24 protein-coding genes are annotated in these 22,725 nt (G+C 61.6%); 18 read left to right on the top strand and 6 right to left on the bottom strand.

What is annotated here, in order from left to right; translation table 11 throughout:
• Positions 1-30: 30 nt before the first annotated feature.
• A complete protein-coding gene (iscR, locus tag AB3Y40_RS06540) occupies positions 31-489 on the bottom strand; it encodes a Fe-S cluster assembly transcriptional regulator IscR (RefSeq protein ID WP_369437987.1) in 459 nt (152 codons plus the stop codon).
• A gap of 153 nt (positions 490-642) precedes the next feature.
• Between iscR and AB3Y40_RS06535 the strand changes: the two genes are divergently transcribed.
• From AB3Y40_RS06535 to AB3Y40_RS06500, 8 genes are all read left to right on the top strand, one after another.
• Positions 643-1,296 carry an alpha/beta hydrolase gene (locus AB3Y40_RS06535; protein WP_369439617.1) on the top strand — a complete coding sequence of 218 codons (654 nt, stop codon included), beginning with the start codon at positions 643-645 and terminating at the stop codon, positions 1,294-1,296.
• 8 nt (positions 1,297-1,304) lie between these two features.
• Entirely contained in the window at positions 1,305-1,526 is a 222-nt protein-coding gene (locus AB3Y40_RS06530) for a hypothetical protein (protein ID WP_369437986.1), read from the top strand.
• Positions 1,523-1,960 (top strand): hypothetical protein, encoded by a 438-nt coding sequence (locus tag AB3Y40_RS06525; RefSeq protein WP_369437985.1) that lies wholly within the window; start codon positions 1,523-1,525, stop codon positions 1,958-1,960. The genes AB3Y40_RS06530 and AB3Y40_RS06525 overlap by 4 nt, the downstream gene beginning before the upstream one ends.
• Positions 1,957-2,325 (top strand): HD domain-containing protein, encoded by a 369-nt coding sequence (locus tag AB3Y40_RS06520; RefSeq protein ID WP_369437984.1) that lies wholly within the window; start codon positions 1,957-1,959, stop codon positions 2,323-2,325. The genes AB3Y40_RS06525 and AB3Y40_RS06520 overlap by 4 nt, the downstream gene beginning before the upstream one ends.
• Before the next feature lie 42 nt (positions 2,326-2,367).
• On the top strand, positions 2,368-3,120 hold the full coding sequence (locus tag AB3Y40_RS06515; protein WP_369437983.1) for an HD domain-containing protein: 753 nt from the start codon (positions 2,368-2,370) through the stop codon (positions 3,118-3,120).
• A 55-nt stretch (positions 3,121-3,175) separates the two neighbouring features.
• A complete protein-coding gene (locus tag AB3Y40_RS06510) occupies positions 3,176-4,018 on the top strand; it encodes a CPBP family intramembrane glutamic endopeptidase (RefSeq protein ID WP_369437982.1) in 843 nt (280 codons plus the stop codon).
• A 55-nt stretch (positions 4,019-4,073) separates the two neighbouring features.
• A complete protein-coding gene (locus tag AB3Y40_RS06505; RefSeq protein WP_369437981.1) occupies positions 4,074-6,236 on the top strand; it encodes a DEAD/DEAH box helicase in 2,163 nt (720 codons plus the stop codon).
• Between the two features lie 377 nt (positions 6,237-6,613).
• Positions 6,614-6,943, top strand: coding sequence for a TfoX/Sxy family protein (locus AB3Y40_RS06500; RefSeq protein WP_369437980.1), 330 nt, complete (start codon positions 6,614-6,616; stop codon positions 6,941-6,943).
• A gap of 44 nt (positions 6,944-6,987) precedes the next feature.
• On the opposite strand, the gene AB3Y40_RS06495 is transcribed toward AB3Y40_RS06500, so the two are convergent.
• Positions 6,988-8,463, bottom strand: a complete 1,476-nt coding sequence (locus AB3Y40_RS06495) for a leishmanolysin-related zinc metalloendopeptidase (RefSeq protein WP_369437979.1) — start codon at positions 8,461-8,463, stop codon at positions 6,988-6,990.
• Positions 8,464-8,717: 254 nt separating this feature from the next.
• On the opposite strand from AB3Y40_RS06495, the gene AB3Y40_RS06490 reads away from it, so the two are divergent.
• Positions 8,718-9,155 (top strand): DUF4112 domain-containing protein, encoded by a 438-nt coding sequence (locus tag AB3Y40_RS06490; RefSeq protein ID WP_369437978.1) that lies wholly within the window; start codon positions 8,718-8,720, stop codon positions 9,153-9,155.
• A gap of 27 nt (positions 9,156-9,182) precedes the next feature.
• Here the strand turns inward: AB3Y40_RS06490 and ndk are convergent, their stop codons facing one another.
• Positions 9,183-9,605, bottom strand: coding sequence for a nucleoside-diphosphate kinase (gene ndk, locus AB3Y40_RS06485; protein ID WP_369437977.1), 423 nt, complete (start codon positions 9,603-9,605; stop codon positions 9,183-9,185).
• Positions 9,606-9,845: 240 nt separating this feature from the next.
• Here ndk and AB3Y40_RS06480 point away from each other — a divergent pair, with 240 nt between their 5' ends.
• Entirely contained in the window at positions 9,846-11,693 is a 1,848-nt protein-coding gene (locus tag AB3Y40_RS06480) for an ABC-F family ATP-binding cassette domain-containing protein (RefSeq protein WP_369437976.1), read from the top strand.
• A 114-nt stretch (positions 11,694-11,807) separates the two neighbouring features.
• Here AB3Y40_RS06480 and AB3Y40_RS06475 read toward each other — a convergent pair whose 3' ends face one another.
• A complete protein-coding gene (locus AB3Y40_RS06475; RefSeq protein WP_369437975.1) occupies positions 11,808-12,584 on the bottom strand; it encodes a methyltransferase domain-containing protein in 777 nt (258 codons plus the stop codon).
• Between the two features lie 229 nt (positions 12,585-12,813).
• Between AB3Y40_RS06475 and AB3Y40_RS06470 the strand changes: the two genes are divergently transcribed.
• Genes AB3Y40_RS06470 through AB3Y40_RS06460 form a run of 3 tightly spaced genes read left to right on the top strand, consistent with a single transcriptional unit; the run spans position 12,814 to position 14,136 of the window.
• Positions 12,814-13,446 (top strand): MarC family protein, encoded by a 633-nt coding sequence (locus AB3Y40_RS06470; RefSeq protein ID WP_369437974.1) that lies wholly within the window; start codon positions 12,814-12,816, stop codon positions 13,444-13,446.
• Entirely contained in the window at positions 13,412-14,041 is a 630-nt protein-coding gene (locus AB3Y40_RS06465) for a retropepsin-like aspartic protease family protein (RefSeq protein ID WP_369437973.1), read from the top strand. The genes AB3Y40_RS06470 and AB3Y40_RS06465 overlap by 35 nt, the downstream gene beginning before the upstream one ends.
• Positions 14,042-14,043: 2 nt before the next feature.
• A complete protein-coding gene (locus tag AB3Y40_RS06460; RefSeq protein ID WP_369437972.1) occupies positions 14,044-14,136 on the top strand; it encodes a DNA polymerase III subunit chi in 93 nt (30 codons plus the stop codon).
• 23 nt (positions 14,137-14,159) lie between these two features.
• Here the strand turns inward: AB3Y40_RS06460 and AB3Y40_RS06455 are convergent, their stop codons facing one another.
• On the bottom strand, positions 14,160-14,615 hold the full coding sequence (locus AB3Y40_RS06455; RefSeq protein WP_369437971.1) for a DNA polymerase III subunit chi: 456 nt from the start codon (positions 14,613-14,615) through the stop codon (positions 14,160-14,162).
• A 1-nt stretch (position 14,616) separates the two neighbouring features.
• Positions 14,617-16,083, bottom strand: a complete 1,467-nt coding sequence (locus tag AB3Y40_RS06450; RefSeq protein WP_369437970.1) for a leucyl aminopeptidase — start codon at positions 16,081-16,083, stop codon at positions 14,617-14,619.
• Between the two features lie 149 nt (positions 16,084-16,232).
• Here AB3Y40_RS06450 and lptF point away from each other — a divergent pair, with 149 nt between their 5' ends.
• The 5 genes from lptF to pdxA are packed head-to-tail and all read left to right on the top strand — an operon-like array spanning position 16,233 to position 22,678.
• Entirely contained in the window at positions 16,233-17,336 is a 1,104-nt protein-coding gene (gene lptF / locus AB3Y40_RS06445) for an LPS export ABC transporter permease LptF (protein ID WP_369437969.1), read from the top strand.
• Positions 17,333-18,427 carry an LPS export ABC transporter permease LptG gene (gene lptG, locus AB3Y40_RS06440; protein WP_369437968.1) on the top strand — a complete coding sequence of 365 codons (1,095 nt, stop codon included), beginning with the start codon at positions 17,333-17,335 and terminating at the stop codon, positions 18,425-18,427. Before lptF ends, lptG begins: the two co-directional genes overlap by 4 nt.
• Entirely contained in the window at positions 18,427-20,532 is a 2,106-nt protein-coding gene (locus AB3Y40_RS06435) for an LPS-assembly protein LptD (RefSeq protein ID WP_369437967.1), read from the top strand. The genes lptG and AB3Y40_RS06435 overlap by 1 nt, the downstream gene beginning before the upstream one ends.
• A 20-nt stretch (positions 20,533-20,552) precedes the next feature.
• A complete protein-coding gene (locus tag AB3Y40_RS06430) occupies positions 20,553-21,749 on the top strand; it encodes a peptidylprolyl isomerase (protein WP_369437966.1) in 1,197 nt (398 codons plus the stop codon).
• On the top strand, positions 21,749-22,678 hold the full coding sequence (pdxA, locus tag AB3Y40_RS06425) for a 4-hydroxythreonine-4-phosphate dehydrogenase PdxA (protein WP_369437965.1): 930 nt from the start codon (positions 21,749-21,751) through the stop codon (positions 22,676-22,678). The genes AB3Y40_RS06430 and pdxA overlap by 1 nt, the downstream gene beginning before the upstream one ends.
• Positions 22,679-22,725 lie beyond the last annotated feature (47 nt).

The raw sequence follows: 22,725 nt of genomic DNA, 5'->3' as shown, positions 1-22,725 counted from the left end.
AATGTCGTGCGGCGCAGCCGCGCCTTTGGATCAGTCATCGACAACCTCGAACAGCGCAGGGACCGCAGGACACGGCGCCATTTCATTGCCCACCACATCCGACAGACGGGTCTGGTGCAGAAACACATAGACATGGGCACTCAGCCCCTCCCACAACCGGTTGGTCAGCGACTGCGCCCGGCTGCCCGATGCCGCACCAGAGGCACCTGCCCCCTTGTGCATCGCACTGACCGTCTCATCCACCGCACCCAGAATATCCGCCACGCGGATGTCAGAGGCAGGCCGCGCCAGACGATACCCACCCCCCGGGCCGCGCACCGATTCCACCAGGGCTGCGCGCCGCAGCTTCACAAACAACTGCTCCAGATAGGGCAGCGATATATCCTGCCGCTTGGAAATCTCTGTCAGGTTGACCAAACGTCCATCCGGTTCCAGCGCCAGATCGGCAAGGGCGACCATCGCATAACGGCCTTTCGTGCTCAGTTTCATCGCGCTATCCCCCCATTCTCATTGACGATTGCCCCGTTGCTGATTAGGTCAAATCAACCCCGACGCCGCTGACCAGCGTCGATTTAGAACTCTTCTAAGGTGCCTGAGTTTTTCTGTCAAGAATGCGTGGCCCGCAACCAAAGTTGGAACGACATGCCCGAAGTCATCTTTCCCGGACCCGAAGGCCGCCTCGAAGGCCGCTATCATCCTCAAAAGGACCGGGACGCGCCGATCGCCATCATCCTGCACCCGCACCCGCAGTTTGGCGGCACGATGAACAACCGCGTGGTCTACAACCTGCACTACGCCTTCCTGAACATGGGCTTCACGGTGCTGCGCTTCAACTTCCGTGGCGTGGGCCGCAGCCAGGGCGAATATGATCAGGGCGTGGGTGAGCTTTCCGATGCGGCCTCGGCCCTCGACTACTTGCAATCCATGAACAACAACGCCAAACACTGCTGGGTCGCAGGCTTCTCCTTTGGCGCATGGATCGGAATGCAGCTTTTGATGCGGCGGCCAGAGATTACCGGCTTCATCTCGGTCAGCCCACCCGCCAATATGTACGACTTCAGCTTTCTGGCCCCCTGCCCCTCGTCGGGGCTGATTATCAACGGCAACAACGACCGCGTGGCCCCGCCTGCCGATACCGTCAGCCTTGTGAACAAGCTGCACGAGCAAAAGGGCATCACGATCACCCATACCGAAATGGACGGTGCCGGGCACTTCTTTGAAGACCCGCACATGGACCCGATGATCGACCACGTCAAAACCTACGTCCGGCGCCGCCTGACCGAAAACACACGCTAGGCCCGCCCATGTCCTACGTCGACGACACAGCCCTTGAACTTGCGCAAAAGGCGATGGCGGAATCGCGCGCCTCGGGTGATGAAAAGATCGTCGACCAGATCGGTGAGATTCTCGGCGCGTCGTCACAGTCCCTGCAAGAAAGCTATCTGACCTTCGTGCGCGTGCTGCGCGCCGAGGCGCGGGCGCGCAAACTGCTGGCGGATGCAGCGGCCAAGCGCGAAACGGAATGATCTACGCGCAGGCGGACTTCTTTCGCGTCCCGCTGCTCAGCGGGGCCTACGCCATCGGTCAGGTGTTCGAGGTCAAAGGCACCCCTGATGCCTCCGTCTTTTGCGGCCTCTCGAACCGGACCACAGACGATGTCGCCACTGTCCGGCCACTCGTGCCAGTTGATATCATCGCCTTTTGCCTTGTCGGTGATGCGCATCTGCGCGATCAGACTTGGCCGCTGGCCGGGTTCGACCAAATCCCCAACTTCGATCTGTTCTTTGACTTTGAACAACATCGCGCGCGCGATTTCCCCGACACGCCCGTGCATGACCCTGCCGTGATCGAGGCTTTCCTGAACGCCTGGCACGGCCACTATCCTTGGGACGCTTTTGGCGATCTCTTTAATCAAATCGCCGCCAATGGCGTCGACCGCTCGCGACCCGGCACCCCATGACGTCGCCCCGCGCGCAGCAACACATCGCCTTTCTCACGGCGGCGGATGCGCTCAAGGGTGTGACCCGCGCCAATGTGCTGATGGATGGCTCGCGGCACGAAAACACTGCCGAACACAGCTGGCACATCGCCCTTTGGGCGCTTGTGATGGCCGATACCCCCCCTGCGGGCTGTGATCTTGACCGCGCGCTGCGCATAGCATTGGTGCATGATCTGGTCGAGGTTTACGCCGGCGATCACCCGATCCACCTGCCGCAAGACGCCGACCTGATCGCCACCAAGGAAACCGCTGCCGCGGATCGGATATTTGGCCTGCTGCCCGCACCGCAAGGTGCTGAGCTGCGCGCCCTCTGGACAGATTTTTAGGCGGGCACATCGCCAGAGGCACAGTTCATCCGCCGCCTCGATATGACCCAGCCGCTGTTTCAGGAACTGGCAAACCCCAGCCAGTCGCAAACCGACCGCGACGTGGTGCGGGCCATCCTGACCACCGGACGCGCTGCAGCACTTGCCGATACATGGCCCGATATCTACCGCTATGCGGTGGGCCTGCTGGATCGGGCCCCGCCCGCATTGCCCGCCCCAATGGCGGCGCGCCTTCGGTTTCTGGCAGAGGCGGATCGCCTCAAATCCACCCTGCGCGCCACCCGGCTTTGCGACAACTCCCGGCCTGAGAATTCCGCCGAACACAGCTGGCACATCGCCCTTTATGCGCTGGTACTGGCCGAATACGCCGCAAAGCCTGTGCAAATCAATCGCGTCATCCAGATGCTGCTGATCCATGATCTGGTCGAGATCGATGCAGGCGACGTCCCGATCCACTCTGCTGCCGCACGCGATACCGCGGCACAGGCGCAGATCGAACAAAAGGCCGCTGATCGCCTCTTTGGGCTCTTGCCCGCCGACCAGTGCGCAAAGCTGCGCGCGCACTGGGACGAATTTGAAGCGTCTGAGACCGACGATGCGGTCTTTGCCAAATCCATCGACCGGGTGCAGCCGTTGATCAGCAATCTGGAAACCGGCGGCACCTCATGGGTCGACTACAACGTCACCCGCGCGCAGGTCGACACGCGCGTCGGTACCAAGGTCCGGCGCGGCGCGCCCGGCCTCTGGGATGCCATCGCCCCGCGCATTGACGCGTGGTTTGCCGCCCATACGTGATGCCGCTGCACCCACCTTTGTTGACAAGCCCGCCCGCATCGGCGCATCTCCGGCCATGACCCGCTTGCGCGCCCTTGCCAACGCCAGACCCCGCCTGACCGCGCTGATTGTGCTGGCACTCTTTGCTGCGATGTTCGCGCTTCCGGTGCTAATCCATGGGCCTGTCGACCTCAGCAATGCGCAGGGCCTGATTGATCTGCCGCTCCTTCTGGCGAACCTGCCCGCCCAAGCGCTGACCTGCCTGCTTGTACTGGCCATTGTCGCAGCCCTCGGCTGGTGGCGGCAAACCGGACTTAACGCACCCTTTGACCGGCGCGGATTGCGCCTGTCGATCTATATCACCGCCATCCCACTGGTGCTGTTTGCTGTGATCGCCGCACTGTTGCTGAGCGAAGAGGCCGGGCGCGGCCACCTGGCAATGTTGTTGGTCATCCTCCTCTTCAACCTGCTGGTGGGCCTTTTCGAGGAAACGCTGTTTCGCGGCATCGTCTTTCACGGGCTGCGACAGGCGCATGGGCTATGGTTCGCGATCCTCGCCAGCGCACTGCTCTTTGGGCTTTTTCATCTGGTCAACCTCGCCATCGGGCAGGACTGGCACATCACGCTTTTTCAGGTGGTCAATGCCACCGCCCTTGGCATGTTCTTCTGTGCCATCGTGCTGCAATCCGGCAATCTTTGGCCCGCGATCATTCTGCACGCGATATGGAACAGCTACGCAATGGCCGGGCAATTGGCCGTCACCGAACTGCCGCTGGGCGACCTGCAACCAGAGGCGCTGACGATCCGGCCCGCCAACTATATCCTTCCGCTGCTGATCGCGCTGGCCGCGGTTTGGATCGTGATACTCTGGCAACGACGCAAGCCCCCGCCCATCCCGCAAACCGGCGATTCCCCCTAGACACCACGGCGCAACAGGCATAGGCGGCACGCTTATCCCAAACGGACCAGACCCCATGATCACCACCCTTGCCGATGCCCTTGCCAAACAGGGCTATGACACCCTGACCCCCGTGCAAGAGGCGGTGACCAATCCCGATCTTGACGGCCGCGACCTGCTGGTCTCGGCGCAAACCGGATCGGGCAAGACCGTGGGCTTTGGCCTTGCAATCGGACCGACCATTCTGGCAGAGGACGGCACCTTTGGCCCCGCCACCACACCGCTGGCACTGGTCATCGCACCAACCCGCGAACTGGCCATGCAGGTCAAACGAGAGCTGTCGTGGCTCTACCGCCCCGCCGGTGTTGTCATGGCCTCCACCGTGGGCGGTATGGACATGCGCGACGAACGCCGCGCGCTTGATCGCGGCGCGCACATCGTGGTCGCCACACCGGGTCGCTTGAAGGATCACATCCTGCGCGGCTCCCTCGACCTGTCAGCCATCCGTGCCATTGTGCTGGATGAGGCGGACGAGATGCTTGATTTAGGCTTCCGCGAAGACCTCGAATTCATCCTTGGCGAAGCCCCCGCCGAACGCCGCACCCTGATGTTCTCGGCCACCGTGCCGCCGATGATCGCCAAACTCGCCAAAAGCTACCAGACCGACAGCCACCGCGTGACCACCGTCACCAAGGAAACCCAGCACAGCGACATCACCTATCGCGCCCTGCAAGTGGCCAATCATGACGTCGACAACGCGATCATCAACGCCTTGCGCTTCTATGATGCGCCCAACGCCATTGTTTTCGCCAACACCCGCGCGATGGTCACCCGCCTGACCACGCGTCTGTCTAACCGTGGCTTTGCCTGCGTCGCACTCTCGGGCGAGCTTTCTCAGCAAGAACGTAGCCACGCCCTGCAAGCCATGCGCGATGGCCGCGCCCGTGTCTGTGTCGCCACCGATGTGGCCGCACGTGGCATTGATCTGCCCAATCTGGAACTGGTGATTCACGCCGAACTGCCCACCAACGCCGAAATCCTGCTGCACCGCTCGGGCCGCACCGGCCGCGCAGGCCGCAAGGGCATCTCGGCAATGATCGTGCCGCCCAAGATGAAGCGCCGCGCGCAGAACCTGCTCAAGTGGGGCAAGCTGAACGCCGAATGGGCCGTGCCACCGACCGCCGACGAAATCCTTGCCGCCGACGAAGATCGGCTGATGAATGATCCGGTCTGGGCGGAAGACTTCACCGAAGCTGAAGCCGCCTTTGCCGCCCGTTTGCTGGAAAAGCACGACGCCACCAAAATCGCCGCTGCATACCTACGGCTCTATCAGAACCGCCAATCCGCGCCAGAGGATCTGTCGCCCTACGTCGATATGCCCGACCGCCACGACAAACCCAAGCGCGAGAAAGCCGCCTTTGGCCCATCCAAATGGTTCTCAGTCGATGTCGGCCGTGAAGGCAAGGCAGAGGCCCGGTGGCTGTTGCCAATGATCTGCAAGGCCGGTGGCATCACCAAGAATGAAATTGGCGCGATCCGCATCCAGCCCCATGAAACCTATGTGGAAATCAGCGAGCCGGCTGTGGCGGGCTTCCTGAAAACCATCGGCAGCGACATGCGCCTTGAAAATCAGGCCTCGCTGAAAGCACTCGACGGCGCGCCCCAGATCAGCGAACGCCGTGGCCCCCGACCTGACAAGCGCGACTATCAATCGCGCGACGACCGCGGCACGCGCCCCCCACGGGACGACCGTGGCCCGCGTCCCTCACGGGACGACCGTGGTCCGCGCAAACCGCGCGACACCACGCCACCACCGCCCTCTCGGCAGGACGACGTGCCCGCAATCATCCCCGGTGCCGCCGACGATAGCGCCCCCCGCAAGCCACGCAAACCGCGTGCTGAAAAGCGCGACCATGATGGCGCCGTCAGCGCCAAACGCGGCTTTGACAAGCCCAAGGGCGACAAAAAGCCTTTCAAGGGCAAATCAGACGGCAAACCCTATAAGGGCAAGGGCGATGACCGCCCCCGTGGCGAAGGCAAACCGTTCAAGGGCAAGCCCGGTGGCAAACCCGGTGGCAAGCCTTTCTCCAAGGGCAAGCCGGGTGACAAACCCGCCGGAAAGCCCCGCGCCAGCGCCGCTGACACCTCCAAACGGTTCACGCCGCCGGGCGGCAAACCGGGCGGGCGCAAGGGCCCGGGCAAGGGCGGCAGCGCGCCGCCAAAGCGTCAAAAGCGCTGAAAACCCGAACAGAGCGCCACATTTCCGCCACATTTCTGCCGCCGCAGCGGCAGATTTTCATGGTTCCTTAACCTTATCGCCCGGCAAGAGGCGTGGGGATGACCCCCATCAACAGGCAACCCAAGGACAAGATCATGGCCACTGCTCCGCAAGCCCCAAAACCCGCCCCGGCAGCGCCAAACCCCGCGCCTGCCCCGGTCAAGACCAGCGCGCCGAAGCCGCCCGTCTTCAGGGACTACGCCAGCATCTGATTGCTGGTGATGCACGCCCCCGGTGCGCTTCTCCCTGCGCGCCGGTCACGCTCGGCCAGCGGCGACAGCTGCGTATCAGCCCGCCGCCTGCTGGCCCTTTTTTCCCGTCGTTGTTAGGGTGCGCCCATGACGGCAATCTCCACTATCCGCAATCTCGGCCCTGCAATGGAACAGGCCTTTGAAAAGGTCGGAATTACCACGGCTGAAGAATTGCGCGCACTCGGCGCAGATGCCGCCTATGCCAAACTGCTGGCCGCCGGCACCAAACCCCATTTCATCGGCTATTACGTGCTGCACATGGCGCTGCAAGGGCGGCCCTGGAATGACTGCAAGGGTGATGAGAAGAAGGCCTTGCGCAAATCCTTCGACGCGCTCAAGGCGCAGTCCTTTGATCAGGATCGCTCCGAGCTCGAGGATTTTCTGAACCGCATCGGCGTTGTCCCCGCGCGCGACTAGGCGCGCGGGAAATGTATATTTTTCAGTAATTTAAGGCGCGATCTTTATGCGATCTGGTTCAGCGGATCACCCGACGGCCAAGTCCCCGTTAGATCATTGGGATCATTGATATCGTCAAAGATCGTGTCATATCCCATGTCTTCCAACGCGGCCAAAGTCATCTCTGACAGGAAGTTGCTGCCGTCGATGTAGCCGGTCATGATTTCGCCGTTGAACGCGTCCTCGTCCCAATGGCCGCCTGCAGTTCCGCTGCCGCCATGGGTTTCAATCGGAACACCAAAGACAAAACCGTCCGCCGCATCCACCGATGGGAACTCAGTCTCATAGACCGCATTGGCATTATCACCGGTAAAGCGCAGATCGCCGCCGTTGATCGACCCTTCGGTCAGACCCATATAGCTCCAAAGCGTGCCAAATCCCATCGCATGCAGCATCTCGTGGAACACGATATCGTCCCACAAACCGCGATCATTGTAGCGCTCTGCATCGGCAATATCGAAGTCCATGTCGCCTTTACTGGGCAAATACCCCGGGAACCGCACCGACCTCGGCCCGGCAGAGCCTAAGGTACCACCTGCCCCGTCGATGTCTTCCAGCGACGCTGAAATGGTGATGTCATCCACGCCATAGTGATCGGGCAGATCGCCCAGAATGATGCTGCTGAAATAGTCAGCCGCATCCACAAAGGCCTGTTGCAGCGCAATCGTCCACGTGCCGGTAAAGTCGATCGTGACGTTATAGGACGTGTCCGCCGGACCGCCACTTGTATAAGTCGTCAACAGCACAGGATCAGGGTCCGGTACGGGATCGGGGTCGGGATCCGGCACTGGATCAGGGTCCGGCACGGGGTCGGGATCGGGCTCAGGATCAGGGTCCGGCACGGGATCGGGGTCGGGATCGGGCACAGGATCAGGGTCCGGCACAGGATCGGGGTCGGGGTCCGGCACAGGATCAGGGTCCGGCACAGGATCGGGATCGGGCACAGGATCAGGGTCCGGCACGGGATCGGGTTCCGGTTCGGGGTCGGGTTGATCCTTCGGCTTGCCCTTTTCGGGCTTTGGATCAAAACACTTGTTCACGCCTTTCTTCGAAGGGTGTTCTGTGGATTTCCCGGCACTGTCCTGTGGCGTGAATTCAAATTCGTCCGGTGCGTCGCTTTCTTCACCGGCCGGTGTGCCGTCGGGCTCAATCAGGCCGGCCTGTAGTGCCGTATTGTAGTCAACAAACGTGACCCGGTCATGGGTCCAAGTCTCAATCACCAGCGAGTGATCCGCGTGCGGCAGATGTCCCGCCCCATGATCATGGTCATGGTCATGGTCGTGGTCATGGTCAACGCAGCACAACTCACAGCCTTCGCAGTCATCACTGTGGTTCTGCCAATCCACGCGACTGTGATCATGATTACCCATCATCTCAGACATCATCGCGGATTTCTCGCGGTGCATCGCCCAACGGTCTTGATCCTCTGGCGCCTGCGCACCCAGGATTTCAATTTCAAAGTTGTCACGTTCCAGCGTCATTTCTTGCTCCTGCAACTGACCAGATCAAAGTCAGAATGTGTCCGGCACCGCAGCAAACACGCGGCGCACGACCCAATACACGAGCCAAATGAACAATTACTTTGCGCCCCTTTACCGACGAAAACGTGGCAGATCGCGTTAAAAAAGTGGCAAGCGCGTGGCATTTGGCGAGATTTTGCCCCGCCCTCGGCAAAGATCTGCGCGAAAATGTGAAACTTCTTTACATTGGAACTGCTGACCGGTATGTTAATGCCATGAACATCGAACAGGATCTTGACTTCGAACTGGCCCGTCTGCGCAAGACCGCGCGGCGGATGGATGCGTTGTTCTATATCCCGCGCACCCGTATTTCGATTGGCTTTGACAACCTGCTGGGGCTGATCCCGGTGGTCGGTGACCTCATGGCTCTGATCCCGGGTTTGTGGATGGTCTGGAAGGCACGAAAACTTGGCGCCACCCCCGGCGCGCTGGCCTATATGCTGTCAAACCTCGCCGTCGACTTCTTCGTCGGGATGATCCCGATCTTCGGCGACATCTTTGACGTGCTCTACAACGCCAACATCCGCAACTACCGCGCGCTGGAACGTAACCTCAATCACCGCGCCGCCGGTGCCCGCATGGTCCATGACCCGGCCACCCTTGCGACCGAACCAAAAGGGCCGCCCCTGCATGGGACGGCCCTGATTGCGTAAGGGGGCAACCTGCCCACCACGTGGCGCTTAGCCGACCAGCTCAAGACCGGAAAAGAAGAACGCGATCTCTTCGGCAGCCGTCTCAGGTGCATCAGACCCGTGGACAGAGTTTTCGCCGATCGACAATGCAAACTCCTTGCGGATCGTGCCCTCTGCGGCATCAGCCGGGTTGGTGGCGCCCATCACTTCGCGGTTCTTCATGATCGCATCTTCGCCTTCCAGAACCTGCACGACAATCGGCTCCGAAATCATGAATTCACACAGCTCGTCAAAGAACGGGCGGTCCTTGTGAACACCGTAAAACTGCTGTGCCTGCGCCAGCGTCAGCTGGATGCGCTTGGATGCCACGATCCGCAGACCTGCTTCCTCGAACTTCGCGGCGATCTGGCCGGTCAGGTTGCGCTTGGTTGCGTCGGGTTTGATGATCGAAAAAGTGCGTTGGATAGCCATGATATGCCTCTGATAACAAAGGGGCCCGCGGCCCCGGGGAATTGAGATTGCCGCGCCCTACCATGCCGCCCGCCCCTTGAAAACCCCGTGAATGGGCTGTCAGCGCGGCATCCAAACGCCTCAGCCCGGACAGGTCGCGACCCTGCGCGTCGCGTGGCAGATTTCAGGACCGGGAATGCGCGGTAGCGCGCCTTTGTTTCACCGCTTCCCTCCCTGCCCGCGCTCTGCTAACCCGCGCCTATGCTCAAGATGACAGACATCACCTACGGCGTCGAAGGCCGTCACCTGATCGAACACGCATCCGTGACGATCCCCACCGGCCACAAGGTTGGCCTTGTGGGTCGCAACGGCACCGGCAAGACAACGCTCTTTCGGGTGATCCGGGGCGAGATGGTGCTGGATACCGGCACCATCGACCTGCCCCGCGGCTGGAAAATCGGTGGTGTCAGCCAAGAGGTGCCCGGTAATGAGGTCTCTCTGATCGACACCGTGCTGGCCGCTGACGTCGAACGCACTGCCCTGATGGCAGAGGCGGAAACCGCGACTGACCCGAACCGCATTGCCGAAGTCCAGACCCGGCTGACAGATATCGACGCATGGTCAGCAGAGGCGCGCGCCGCCACGATCCTGCGTGGTCTGGGTTTCACCAATGACGAACAAAAACAGCCCTGCTCGGCCTTCTCGGGGGGATGGCGTATGCGCGTGGCCTTGGCCGCGGTGCTGTTCTCCGAACCCGACCTGCTGCTTCTGGACGAACCCACCAACTACCTCGACCTCGAAGGCGCGCTTTGGCTTGAAAACTACCTGACCCGCTATCCGCATACGGTCATCATCGTCAGCCACGACCGCGAGCTTCTGAATCGCTCCGTGGGCGGCATTCTGCACCTCGAAGACAAGAACCTGACCTACTACACCGGCAACTACGACAGTTTCGTCAAGCAACGCATGGCCAAACGCGCGGTGCAGGCGGCTGCGGCCAAGAAACAGGCCGCTCAACGTGCGCACCTGCAAAGCTTCGTGGACCGCTTCAAGGCCAAGGCGTCGAAGGCCAAACAGGCCCAGTCCCGCGTCAAGATGCTGGAAAAGATGGAAACCATCCGCACGCCCGAAGACGCCGCGCGCACCGTTTTCACCTTTCCCAAGCCCGAAGAACTCAGCCCGCCGATCATCGCAACCGAAGGCGCCGCTGTCGGCTATGGCAACCACATCGTGCTGCACGATCTGAACCTGCGCATTGACCAGGATGATCGCATCGCTTTGCTGGGCCGCAACGGCGAAGGCAAATCAACCCTGTCCAAGATGCTGTCTAACCGGCTAGACATCGCACGCGGCCAGATGGTCACCTCCAACAAACTGCGTATCGGCTTCTTCGCCCAGCATCAGGTCGATGAACTCCGCGTGGATGAAACCCCGCTGGAACACCTGATCCGCGAACGCGCCGCCGAAGGCCAATCCAAACTGCGCGCCCGTCTGGCGGGATTCGGTCTTGGCCCCGATCAGGCAGATACCGAAGTGGGCCGTCTCTCTGGCGGGCAAAAGGCGCGCCTGTCGCTGTTGCTCGCCACCCTGCCCGCGCCGCACCTGCTGATCCTCGACGAACCCACCAACCACCTCGACATCGAAAGCCGCGAGGCGCTGGTCGAGGCGCTGACCGCCTATACAGGTGCGGTGATTCTTGTCAGCCATGACATGCACCTTTTGTCGATGGTCGCGGATCGTCTGTGGCTGGTCAAAGACGGCCACGTCAAACCCTACGAGGATGACCTGCCGTCCTACCGCAAGATGCTGCTGACCCCGGACAAACCCGCCCCCAAGGACAAGCCCAAACCGGTCAAGCCCAAGGCCACCCGCGATCAGATCCTTGCGCTGAAATCAGACGTCCGCAAAGCCGAAGAGCGGGTCACCAAAATCTCGGACATGCGCGACAAGCTGGCCAAGAAACTCGCCGATCCCGTGCTTTACGAAGACGCTCGCAAGGGCGAGCTTGCCACCTGGAACCAGAAATACGCCGAAATCATGAATGGACTGGACCGCGCCGAAGCCCTCTGGATGGCAGCACTGGAAAAACTGGAAAAAGCGCAAACCTAAGCCTGTGCTTCCAAGGTCGACTTCGCGCGACAAAGTGCCAGTTCGCTGCATTTGCGCCAAATCTGCTTGGGTGCAAGCAGGCAGGTCTTTGATTGATCGAGGTGTCACTCACACCTACATCTTAACGGCACTTAATCGATAATACGTCAGCGAAAAGAAGAAGCGCCCCTTTTCCGAGAGTTCCAGCTGTTCATCAAACCAAGCAGTTGCCTCTGCCTCAGGCATATGGCCATTTTCAGCCGCATAGCGCGACATCAGATGCATCAACATAAAAGCGATGCCATCACGCCGCAAAGTCACATCACAAAAAGTAAACGGTTCGACTTCCACAGCTGAAAATCCAGCATCTTTTGTCAATCTGGGCCAAAGTGCAGCCACGCGGGCTTCAGTGTAGTGGTGATCCCATGCTTCTTGGACACGCCGCATTCGGTCGGTGTCTTCCGAAAACCAGTCAAGTGTTTTGCAGCCCGTGTCCACAGCAATGAATCTGCCGCCAACGCGCAAAACGCGGTGAGCTTCGCGAATAGCCGAAGGAATATCTGGCAAATACTCGAGCACTTGCACAGCCACTGCCTTGTCGGCTTCACCGTCTCGCAAAGGAAGCTGGTCAGCAACACCATCCTTGATTTGAGCCGACGGAAATGAGGCACAGCGGCCTGATGCCAGTGCGCGCATATCTTCACTGGGATCAATACCAATGACCTGGCCTGTTGTGCCAACAGCGCGCGCAGTTTCTTCGGTCAGCAGTCCATTCCCACAGCCAATATCAATGACCGTATCACCCTCGGCAAGGTGGAGGGCATCATAGGCTTTGCGTCTTCGCCGCGTGACGTCACCTCCTTGATACGCGATTTCAAGCAGTTTTGCCGTCTCTTCATCAAACTTGAGCATGACCAACCTCTGATATGCGTACACGAGAGAATATATTGTGGATTGATATTAGCTGATTTTCACGCGCTTCGCAGCATCATGCACTTTGGTCTCTCTGCCGCCTCAGGCTCACACCCGCAATAATGCAAGGCCAGCCCAAGCCCGCGTACCAGATAAGGCAAATCCGCTCTGGCAATTGGCGGGCCGCTACAGCATCTTGCGCCCGACACCTCCGCCAAAGGCCCGGGCCATGACCGAACTCGCGACCCTTATCACCGTCTTTTCCACGCTCTTCATCATCATTGACCCGCCGGGTCTTGCGCCGATCTTTGTGGCCCTGACCCAAGGCATGTCTCCGGCAGAGCGTCGGACAATCGCACTGCGATCCTGCATCATCTCGGCCGTGCTGATGTTGATGTTCCTCTTTGTGGGCGAGGCTGTGCTGAATTTCATCGGCATCTCGATGCCCGCGTTTCGCATCGCAGGCGGTGTCCTTTTGTTCCTGACCGCGCTCGAGATGTTGTTCCAACGCCGTCAGGCACGGCGCGAGGACAACGCCGAAGAGGGTGCAGCCGAACATAACGACGACCCGTCCGTCTTTCCCCTAGCCCTGCCGCTGATTGTGGGACCGGGCGCGATCACGACGATCATCCTTTTTGCGGGTCAAACCCAGACTGCGCTGGACATGGCAACACTGGCGGCCGTGATGCTTTCGGTGCTGGTGATCGTGTTTCTGGCGTTTCTGTCGTCATCCGCGATCGAGCGGGCGCTGGGAAAAACCGGCCTGAATATCCTGACCCGCGTGCTAGGCATGTTGCTCGCGGCATTGGCAATTCAGTTTATTCTCGATGGCATCCGCCAGTCTTTTGGTCTTGGCGGCTGATGCCTATATCAATGCGATGAACAGTGACCAACTTCTGAATCTGACCTATCTGGGCCTGCTGGGCCTTGTAATTGGCGGCAGCTATCTGATCGCCAACCGGCACAACATGGGTCAAATGGCGCAATACGGGGCGATCTGGGGCCTGATCTTTGTGGGTGTCGTGGCCGCCTATGGTCTTTGGGGCGATGTCAGCCGTGATCTCAGCGGCGTGCAAAGCACCTCTGACGCCGGTGTCATCACCGTGCCACAGGCGCGTGACGGGCACTATTACCTGACGCTCGATATCAACGACACGCCGGTCAATTTCGTCGTGGATACAGGGGCTTCCATGATGGTCCTCACCCAACGGGATGCCGCCCGCATCGGCATTGATCCCACCGAACTGCGCTATCTGGGCAGCGCCAATACCGCCAACGGTGTCGTGCGCACAGCCGATGTTTGGCTGGACACCGTCGCCCTTGGCCCGATCATCGACACTGATTTCCGCGCCACCGTAAACCAGGGCCAGATGGAAGGCTCGCTTTTGGGCATGTCCTATCTTGACGGCTTTTCCGCGATCCAGTTCTCTGACGGCCAACTGACCCTTCGGAGATAGCCATGATCCGCGTTCTTCTACTTTGCCTGTCACTGGCCGCTTGCGCAGGCTCAAACGCGCTGCCAGAGGATTTCGACTCAAGCTTTGCGTTCTAGCAATCTGAATTTTCGACAAAAATTCATGAGCCAGCTTCGGCCTTCTTGATCCAGCGACCATCGTCCTGCGCCCAGTATTGTGCTGTGCAGCCCTCTGCTGTCAGCGCCTTCCATTGCCCCCTTGCGGTGTCCAGTGCCGCCCCGTCGGCCCCGTCAAAAATCACGCAAACCCGCTGCGACAGGCCTACCTCGCTGGCGGTCACGTCCGCACCGCCCACGCTCATCACGCAATCAAATCCATCCGCAGGCTCATTGCCCAGCAGAATCGGTTGATCCGCGTCATGCGGTCCCCCTGACAGCCCATGCGGTAAAAACCCATCCGGGTCGCCGCCCCACAGCACCTGATCCAAGCGTTCCAACAGCGGCGCAGGCCCGCGCACCAGCACCCGCCAACCCGCCTCGCGCGATTTGCCCAGCAGCATCGGCAATGTCGCCTCAAGCGGGCTTTCGGTCAGATGGTAAAAGAACGCAGCGCCCATGCTAGCCCTCGAACTGATCCGCGATCAACCTGTTCAGCGCCGCCACGCCCCAGCCCGTCGCCCCACCGGGGGCCAGCGCCGTGCCGCTTTTGATATGCGCCACACCGGCAATATCCAGATGACACCACGGCATGTCGTCATTCACGAATCGTTGCAGGAATTGTGCCGCCGTGATCGACCCCGCAGGCCGCCCACCTGTGTTCTTGATATCGGCAATCCTGCTCTTGATCAGCTTGTCATAGCCCGCGCCCAAAGGCAGCCGCCACGCGCCCTCACCCTCGGCCTCTGCGGCCTTCAGGAACTGACCCGCAAGCGCGTCATCGTTGCTGAAAACCCCTGCGTTTTCATGGCCCAGCGCGATGATGACTGCCCCCGTCAGCGTCGCAAGGTTGATCATGCCCTTGGGCTTGAACCGCTCTTGCGCGTACCACAGCACGTCCGCCAGCACCAAACGCCCCTCGGCGTCGGTGTTGATGATCTCGATCGTGGTGCCCGACATCGCAGTCACCACATCACCGGGACGTGTTGCGGTACCGCTTGGCATGTTCTCGACCAGCCCCACCAGCCCGACCACATTGGCGCGGGCTTTGCGCAGTGCCAGCGTGCGCATCACCCCTGCCACCACACCGGCCCCGCCCATATCCATCGTCATATCTTCCATGCCAGCGGCGGGCTTCAGGCTGATGCCACCGGTGTCAAAGACCACCCCCTTGCCGACAAGCGCGAACGGGTCCTCGTCCCCGCCACCATTCCACTGCATCACCACAACCTTTGACGGGCTGGCAGAGCCCTGCCCGACACTCAGCAGCGACCGCATCCCTAACTTTTGCAGGTCAGGCTCCTCAAGGATTTCGACCTCCAGCCCCAATTCCTGCATCGCGGCCAGCCGGGCAGCAAAGTCATCGGTGGTCAACACATTGGCTGGCTCGTTGGTCAGATCGCGGGTGAAAAACACACCCTCAGCGACGGCCATGCCGGTGCGCGCTGCCACGGCCACGCCTTCGGGTTTGGACACCATCAGCGTCACCCGCCCCTTTGGATCACTGTCTTTCGATTTGTGAACGTCAAAGTCATAAGCGCGTAACGCGATGCCCAGCGCCAACTCTTCGGCGCGGCCCAAGGCACCTGCAACAACACACAGCCCCGCCTGTCCCAGCGCTTTGCCCAAGGCCGCCCCGGCCTTGCGTGCTGCGGCCACATCCGGGCGCTTGGCCAGCTTGACCACCAGCACCGCCTCTGCCGCCATGCCCGCAGGAAAACCCATGCGCAGCACGTCACCTGTGCCTGCCTTCTCGAACCGCTCGCTTTCAACCAACCGGGCCAATGCCTTGCGGGTCAATGTGTTCACCTTGCGCGCACCGGCATCCAGCTTGCCGTCGGGGGTCACAAAGACCGCCACCAGCCCGGACAGATCGCCCAGCGCATCCAGATCAACGGCCTCAATGCGGATATCGACAGGTGTGGTCATGGATGCAGCCTCTTGATTGGTTCGGTCTGCCCCAATCCCTAGCGGTCCCCCGCCGCAATGACCAGTTTGCAGTTTTGTCCGGCACTCGCATGCGCTAGTTTGCGGGCAAAAGAATGGGGTGCGGGCGTTTGCCGCGATTTGACCGATACTTGCTGGCGCAACTGATGATGCTGTTTGGCTTCTTCAGCCTTGTGCTTGTGATGGTCTACTGGATCAATCAGGCGGTGCGGCTCTTTGACCAACTAATCGCTGATGGCCAGTCCTTTGGCGTGTTTCTGGAATTCTCCGCCCTGTCCCTACCCGGTGTGATCCGCCTTGCTCTGCCGCTCGCAGCCTTTGCCGCCTCCGTCTACGTCACCAACCGGATGAGCACCGAATCCGAGCTGGTTGTCGTGCAAGCCACCGGCTATTCACCGTGGCGCATGGCCCGTCCGGTTTTGGTCTTCGGGCTGATCGTGGCGGCGCTGATGTCGGTTCTGATGCATCTGCTGGTGCCGCTCTCCAGCGGGCAACTCAATGACCGCCGGGCCGAAATCGCCCAGAATGTGACGGCCCGCATCCTGACAGAGGGGCAGTTTCTTGAACCCGCCCCCGGCATCACCGTCTATATCCGCGAGATCACCCCGGCGGGCGAGCTGCGTGATGTGTTCCTGTCCGACCTGCGCGACCCCGCGGCAGAGGTGACCTATACCGCCGCACAGGCCTATCTGGTCCGCGCCGCCGATGACGCCCAGCTTGTGATGGTCGACGGGCTGACCCAAACCCTGCGCACTGGCACCGGTCGGCTCTTTACCACCTCGTTTGACGACTTTGCCTACAACATCGGCGAGATGATCGCCGTCACCCCCAATGACAACCGCACCGCGCGCGAGCTGATGACATGGGAACTGCTGTCCCCCACCCCCGCGCTTGAGGCGGAAACGGGCCGCACCGCAGCGCAGCTTGTGGCCGACGCCCATGACCGTATCTCTCAATCGCTCTTGGGCACCGTCGCGGCCCTTCTGGGATTTGCTTCACTCATCGTCGGCGGGTTCAGCCGCTTTGGGGTCTGGCGGCAGATCGTCGGTGCGATCTTTCTGATCATCGTCATCAAGGCGCTGGAAACCACGGGTCTGAACATCGCACGCACCAATCCATCGCTGTGGTTCGCCAGCTATCTCGCGGTGGCCGCCGGGGCTGCGATCATCGCCGTTCTGCTGTTCCTCGCCACGCGCCCGTTTCTGTTCAAACGCAAACCGGGGGCGGTCGCATGATCCTTGATCGCTACTTTGCCCGCCGCTTCCTGCTGATCTTTGCAGGCGTGTTCTTCATCTTTCTGCTGATCTCGGGCTTTGTCGGTCTTGTCGATCAACTGCGCCGCTTTTCGGGGGCTGATGCCACGTTCGGACAAATCTTCCGTTTGTCGCTTCTGGCCGTGCCACAATCCATCTACGGCATCCTGCCGCTGATTATGATCATCTCGGCGATCTCGCTCTTTCTGGGGCTGGCGCGCAGCTCTGAAATGGTGGTCACGCGGGCCGCCGGGCGCTCTGCCCTGCGCGCTCTTGTACCGCCGGCGACCATGGCGCTGATGATCGGCCTTGTGGCCGTGGCCGTGCTGAACCCCATCGTGGCCGCCACCTCGCGGCAATACGACATCCGCGCCAATCTGCTGCAAGGCGAAAGTCCGATCCTGTCCTTGGGCGAAACCGGGCTTTGGCTGCGGCAGGGCGATGACACCGGCCAGACCGTGATCCGCGCCGCTGGGGCCAATCTCGGCGGCACGGTGCTGCAGGACGCGAGCTTTATCACCTTTGCCCCCTCTGGCGGCCCAATCGCGCGGATCGACGCCGCAACTGCCACACTGGCTGATGGCGCTTGGCAATTGCGCGACGCCAAGCGCTGGCCACTTGCCCCCGACACCACGCCAGAGGCGCAGGCCACCACCGCCGCCACGCTCAGCATCCCTTCGACCCTGACCCCTGACCAGATCCGCAACAGCTTTGGCACGCCCTCGTCCATTTCGATCTGGGATCTGCCTGCGTTCATCGACCGTCTGCGCAGTGCGGGCTTTTCTGCCCAACGCCACACTGTCTGGTTCCAGATGGAGGCAGCACTGCCGCTCTTTCTGGTCTCGATGGTGATGATCGGCGCCGCATTTACCCTGCGCCACCAACGCGGCGGACGCACCGGGCTTGCCGTGCTTCTGGCGATCCTGCTCAGCTTCGCGCTCTACTTTCTGCGCAACTTCGCGCAGATCCTGGGTGAGAATGGCGATGTCCCCGTAACACTGGCCGCATGGGCCCCGCCACTGATTGCTATGGGCCTCGCCATGGGCCTCTTGCTGCACCGGGAAGAAGGCTGATGCGCTGGCGCTTTCTGACCCTGATCCTGTTCCTGCTTTTGCCGTTCGCAGCACAGGCGCAAGTCCCTGCGACCCTGATCGCGGACAGCGTCACGGTCGAAGGCGGCAACCGTCTGGTGGCCAGCGGCAATATTGAGGTTTTCGCAGATGGCACCCGGCTGACCGCCAGCCAGATCACCTATGACCGCGCCGCTGACCGCCTGATCATAGCAGGTCCGATCCTGATCACTGCCCCTGATGGCACCATCCTGACCGCCGACCGTGCAACGCTCGACCCACGGTTGGAAAACGGCATGCTGCTGGGCGCGCGTCTGGTGCTGAACCAACAGCTGCAACTGGCCGCAAACCAGATCGACCGGACCGAGGGGCGGTTCTCGCAGCTTTACAAAACCGCCGTCACCTCCTGCAACGTTTGCGAAGGCCGTGCCCCATTGTGGGAAATTCGGGCCGAGCGGATCGTGCACGACGAAGACGCAGGCCAGCTTTACTTTACCGGCGCGCAATTCCGCGTGGCCGGGGTGCCGCTGGTCTACCTGCCACGTGTGCGCCTGCCTGACCCCAGCGTCGACCGCGCCACCGGGCTTTTGATCCCCCGCATCCGGTCCACCGACCGGTTGGGTGTCGGGCTCAAGCTGCCGTACTTTGTGACACTGGGCGATCACCGCGACCTGCTGATCACCCCCTATCTCTCTGTCGAAACCCGCACGCTCGAAGCGCGCTATCGGCAGGCCTTTGCACGTGGCGACATCGCGGTCTCTGCCGCCATCAGTGACGACACCCTGCGCCCCGACGAACGGCGCGGCTATGTCTTTGCCGAAGGTCTTTTTGATCTGGGCCGCGGTTACCGGCTGGCCTTTGACGCCGAAGCGACAACCGACGATGCCTATCTGCTGGACTATGGCTATTCGTCCAAGGATCGGCTGGACACCGCCGTGTCCTTGACGCGGATCACCGATAACGCGCTGCTGGATGCCAGCTTTACCTACTACCAGACCCTCCGCGATGATGAGCTCAACCGTTCTCTGCCGCCGATCGTGGCGGATGTGCGCTATGACCAACGCTTTGCCGCCGCAGGCGGAACGCTGACCCTTGGGGCCTCGGGCAATGCGATTGTGCGCTACGGCGCGGGCACCGGGGATGACGGGCGCGACGTGACCCGTATCGGCGGTGCGGCCACATGGGACCGCACATGGGTTGCGGACGCCGGGCTATTGACAACGGCCACCGCTGATCTGCGCGCCGATTGGTTTCTGGTCAACGATGACCGCAGCTTTGACCAACACCTGCACCGGGTCGTGCCGACGCTGGGACTGACCTTGCGCTACCCGCTGTCCAAGCAAACCGCCAACGCCGCGCATCTGATTACACCTGCGCTGGCGCTGGCCTGGTCAGAGCATTATGGCGACACCCCACCGAACGAAAGCAGCACCCGGCCCGAATTTGACCCCGCCAACCTGCTGTCCCTCACCCGGTTCCCCGGTGATGACGCGGTCGAGGTGGGCGGACGCGGCGCGCTGGGGCTGACCTATACCCGCGTGGGACGCGGCGGCAGCCACACCGCCCTGACCTTTGGCCGCATCTTCCGGTCCGAGACTTCAGATGCCTTCACCATCACATCCGGCCAGCGTGATACCCGGTCTGACTGGCTGGTCGCGGGCCATGTCCTTTTGCCGCAAGGGCTGCGCGTCGCAGGCCGCAGCCTGTGGTCGGATGACTTTCGCCCCGTGCTGGCGCAGGCGCTGGTAGATTGGGACACCGAAACGTTGAACCTTGGGGCGGCCTACATCTATCAGATCGCCGATGGCGAGGTCGGGCGCTCTGCCACCGTGTCGGAATGGTCCGTCGATGGGGCGGTGCGCCTGTCGCCCAGCTGGGCCGTCAGCTTTGACGCCCGCTATGACATCATCGCCGACGCACCGGCCACCGCTGGCCTCGGTGTGGAATGGCGCAACGAATGCGTGACTGTCGATCTTTCGGTCTCGCGCCGCTATACGTCTTCCACTACGGTGGACCCATCTACGGATTACGGGTTATCGGTGACCCTGGCGGGCTTTTCCGCCGCCAGCATCACCGGCAGACCTGTCGCCCGCTGTACGCATAACTGACGACCCAAAGGACCTTGACGATGCGCCTTGTGACCCTCCTGCTCTCGCTGCTGCTGGCCCTGCCAGCTGCCTTGGCCTCTGCCCAGAATTTTGCGCCTGCCATCACGGTCGACGACAAGGTGATCACGGTCTTCGAACTGGAACAGCGCCGCAAACTGCTGGAACTCTTCCGCACCCCCGGTGATCTGGACAAACTGGCGCGCGAACAATTGATCGAGGACCGCCTCAAGCAAATCGCCTTCGACCGGCGCGGCCTTGCCATCACCCCCGAAGCCCTGGCAACCGAGGTCGAGGCCTTTGCCGGTCGTGCCAACCTCAGCACCGAACAATTCACCGCTATTCTGGCGCAAAACGGCGTGGCCTATGAAACGCTCGAGGAATTCGTGCGCATCGGTGCCAGCTGGCGGGACTACATCCGCTCGCGCTTTGGCAATGCGGTGAACATCACCGCCGCTGACATCGACCGCGCGCTGGGGCAATCCGGTGCCGGGGCCGACGGGATCGAAGTGCTCTTGTCCGAAATCATCATCCCCGCACCACCGCCACGGGCAGCGCAGGCCAACGCGCTGGCGCAACAAATCTCGCAGACCACGTCGCAAGCGCAGTTTTCCAGCTTTGCGCGCCAGTATTCAGCGCTGCCCTCGCGCAATAACGGTGGGCGTCTCGGCTGGCTGCCAATCTCGAACTACCCGCCACAACTGCAAAACCTGATTTTGGGCCTGTCCCCGGGCGAGGTCACAGCCCCCATTGGCATCACCAATGGCGTCGCACTCTTTCAGATGCGCGGCGTGCGCGAAGTGGCGTTTTCCGCACCGGCCCCCGCCAGCATCGAATATGCCGCCTACTACATGCCCGGTGCCGGCACCGACGCAGGCCGTGCGGCAGCGGCCCGGCTGGCGCTGAATGTGGACGTATGCGACGATCTTTACGGGGCCGCTCAAGGCCAGCCGTCCGAGGTGCTGGAACGCAATACCCTGACACCTGCCGAGATCCCGCAGGACATCGCGCTGGAACTGGCCCGGCTCGACCGGGGCGAGGTCAGCTATAACGTCACCCGTGGCGACAACATCGTCTTTGTGATGCTCTGCAACCGCTTGACCACCGGTGGTGGTGGCGACCGCGAGGCTGTGGCCAACCAATTGCGCAGCCAACGCCTTGCCGGTTTTGCAGCCGCCCTTCTGGAAGACCTGCGCGCCTCTGTTGTCATCAACGGCTGATGTCCCGGCCTCCCATCGTCATCAGTTGCGGTGAACCCGCTGGCATCGGGCCAGAGGTGGCTGTGGCCGCTTGGGCCGCGCTGAAATCAGAGATCCCGCTTGCATGGATCGGTGACCCGTCGCATCTGCCGCCTGGCACACCCAGTGATTTCCCGGTGATCGCGCGCGACTTTGGCGCACCGCGCACCCCCGGCGTCGCCAATCCCGCCCATGCGCAAGGGGTGATCGACGCCATCGCTGATGGGGTCGCAATGGTGCAATCCGGTCAGGCCCGTGCGATCTGTACCGCACCCATCCACAAGGCCGCCCTGCAGGACGGCGCGGGCTTTGCCTATCCCGGCCATACCGAATACCTTGCCGCCCTTGCAGGCGACGTGCCGGTTGTGATGATGCTGGCCTGTAACGCGCTGCGCGTTGTGCCTGCGACCATTCACATTCCCCTTGCCGCTGTCCCTGCGCAACTGACCGCCCGGCTGTTGACCGACACCGTGCTGATCACCGCGCGCGCCTTGCAGCGGGACTTTGGCATCGCAGCCCCCCGGATCGCCATCGCAGGCCTGAACCCGCATGCCGGTGAAGACGGCAAGATGGGGCTGGAAGAGATTGAGATGATCACCCCCGTCCTGACCGCCCTGCGTGCGCAGGGGCTTGATCTGCGCGGGCCAATGTCAGCCGATACGATGTTTCATACGGGCGCACGTGCGGGCTATGACGCGGCGATCTGCATGTACCATGATCAGGCCCTGATCCCGATCAAGACGCTGGATTTTGCAGGCGGGGTGAATGTGACCCTTGGCCTGCCCTTTATCCGCACATCCCCCGATCACGGCACCGCCTTTGACATTGCAGGCACCGGTCAGGCGGATGCGACGTCAATGATTGCCGCTTTGCGCATGGCCGCGCAAATGGCCGAAACGCAGGGGCGGTAGTGCGATTTTTCGTCGAAAAATCGGCGCCTCCGGCGGGCATATTTGTT

This window comes from Yoonia sp. R2331 (assembly GCF_041103235.1).
Taxonomy (GTDB): Bacteria; Pseudomonadota; Alphaproteobacteria; order Rhodobacterales; family Rhodobacteraceae; genus CANMYO01.
Note: the sequence above shows the minus strand (reverse complement) of the source record. Positions and strands in the feature narration are given on the sequence as shown.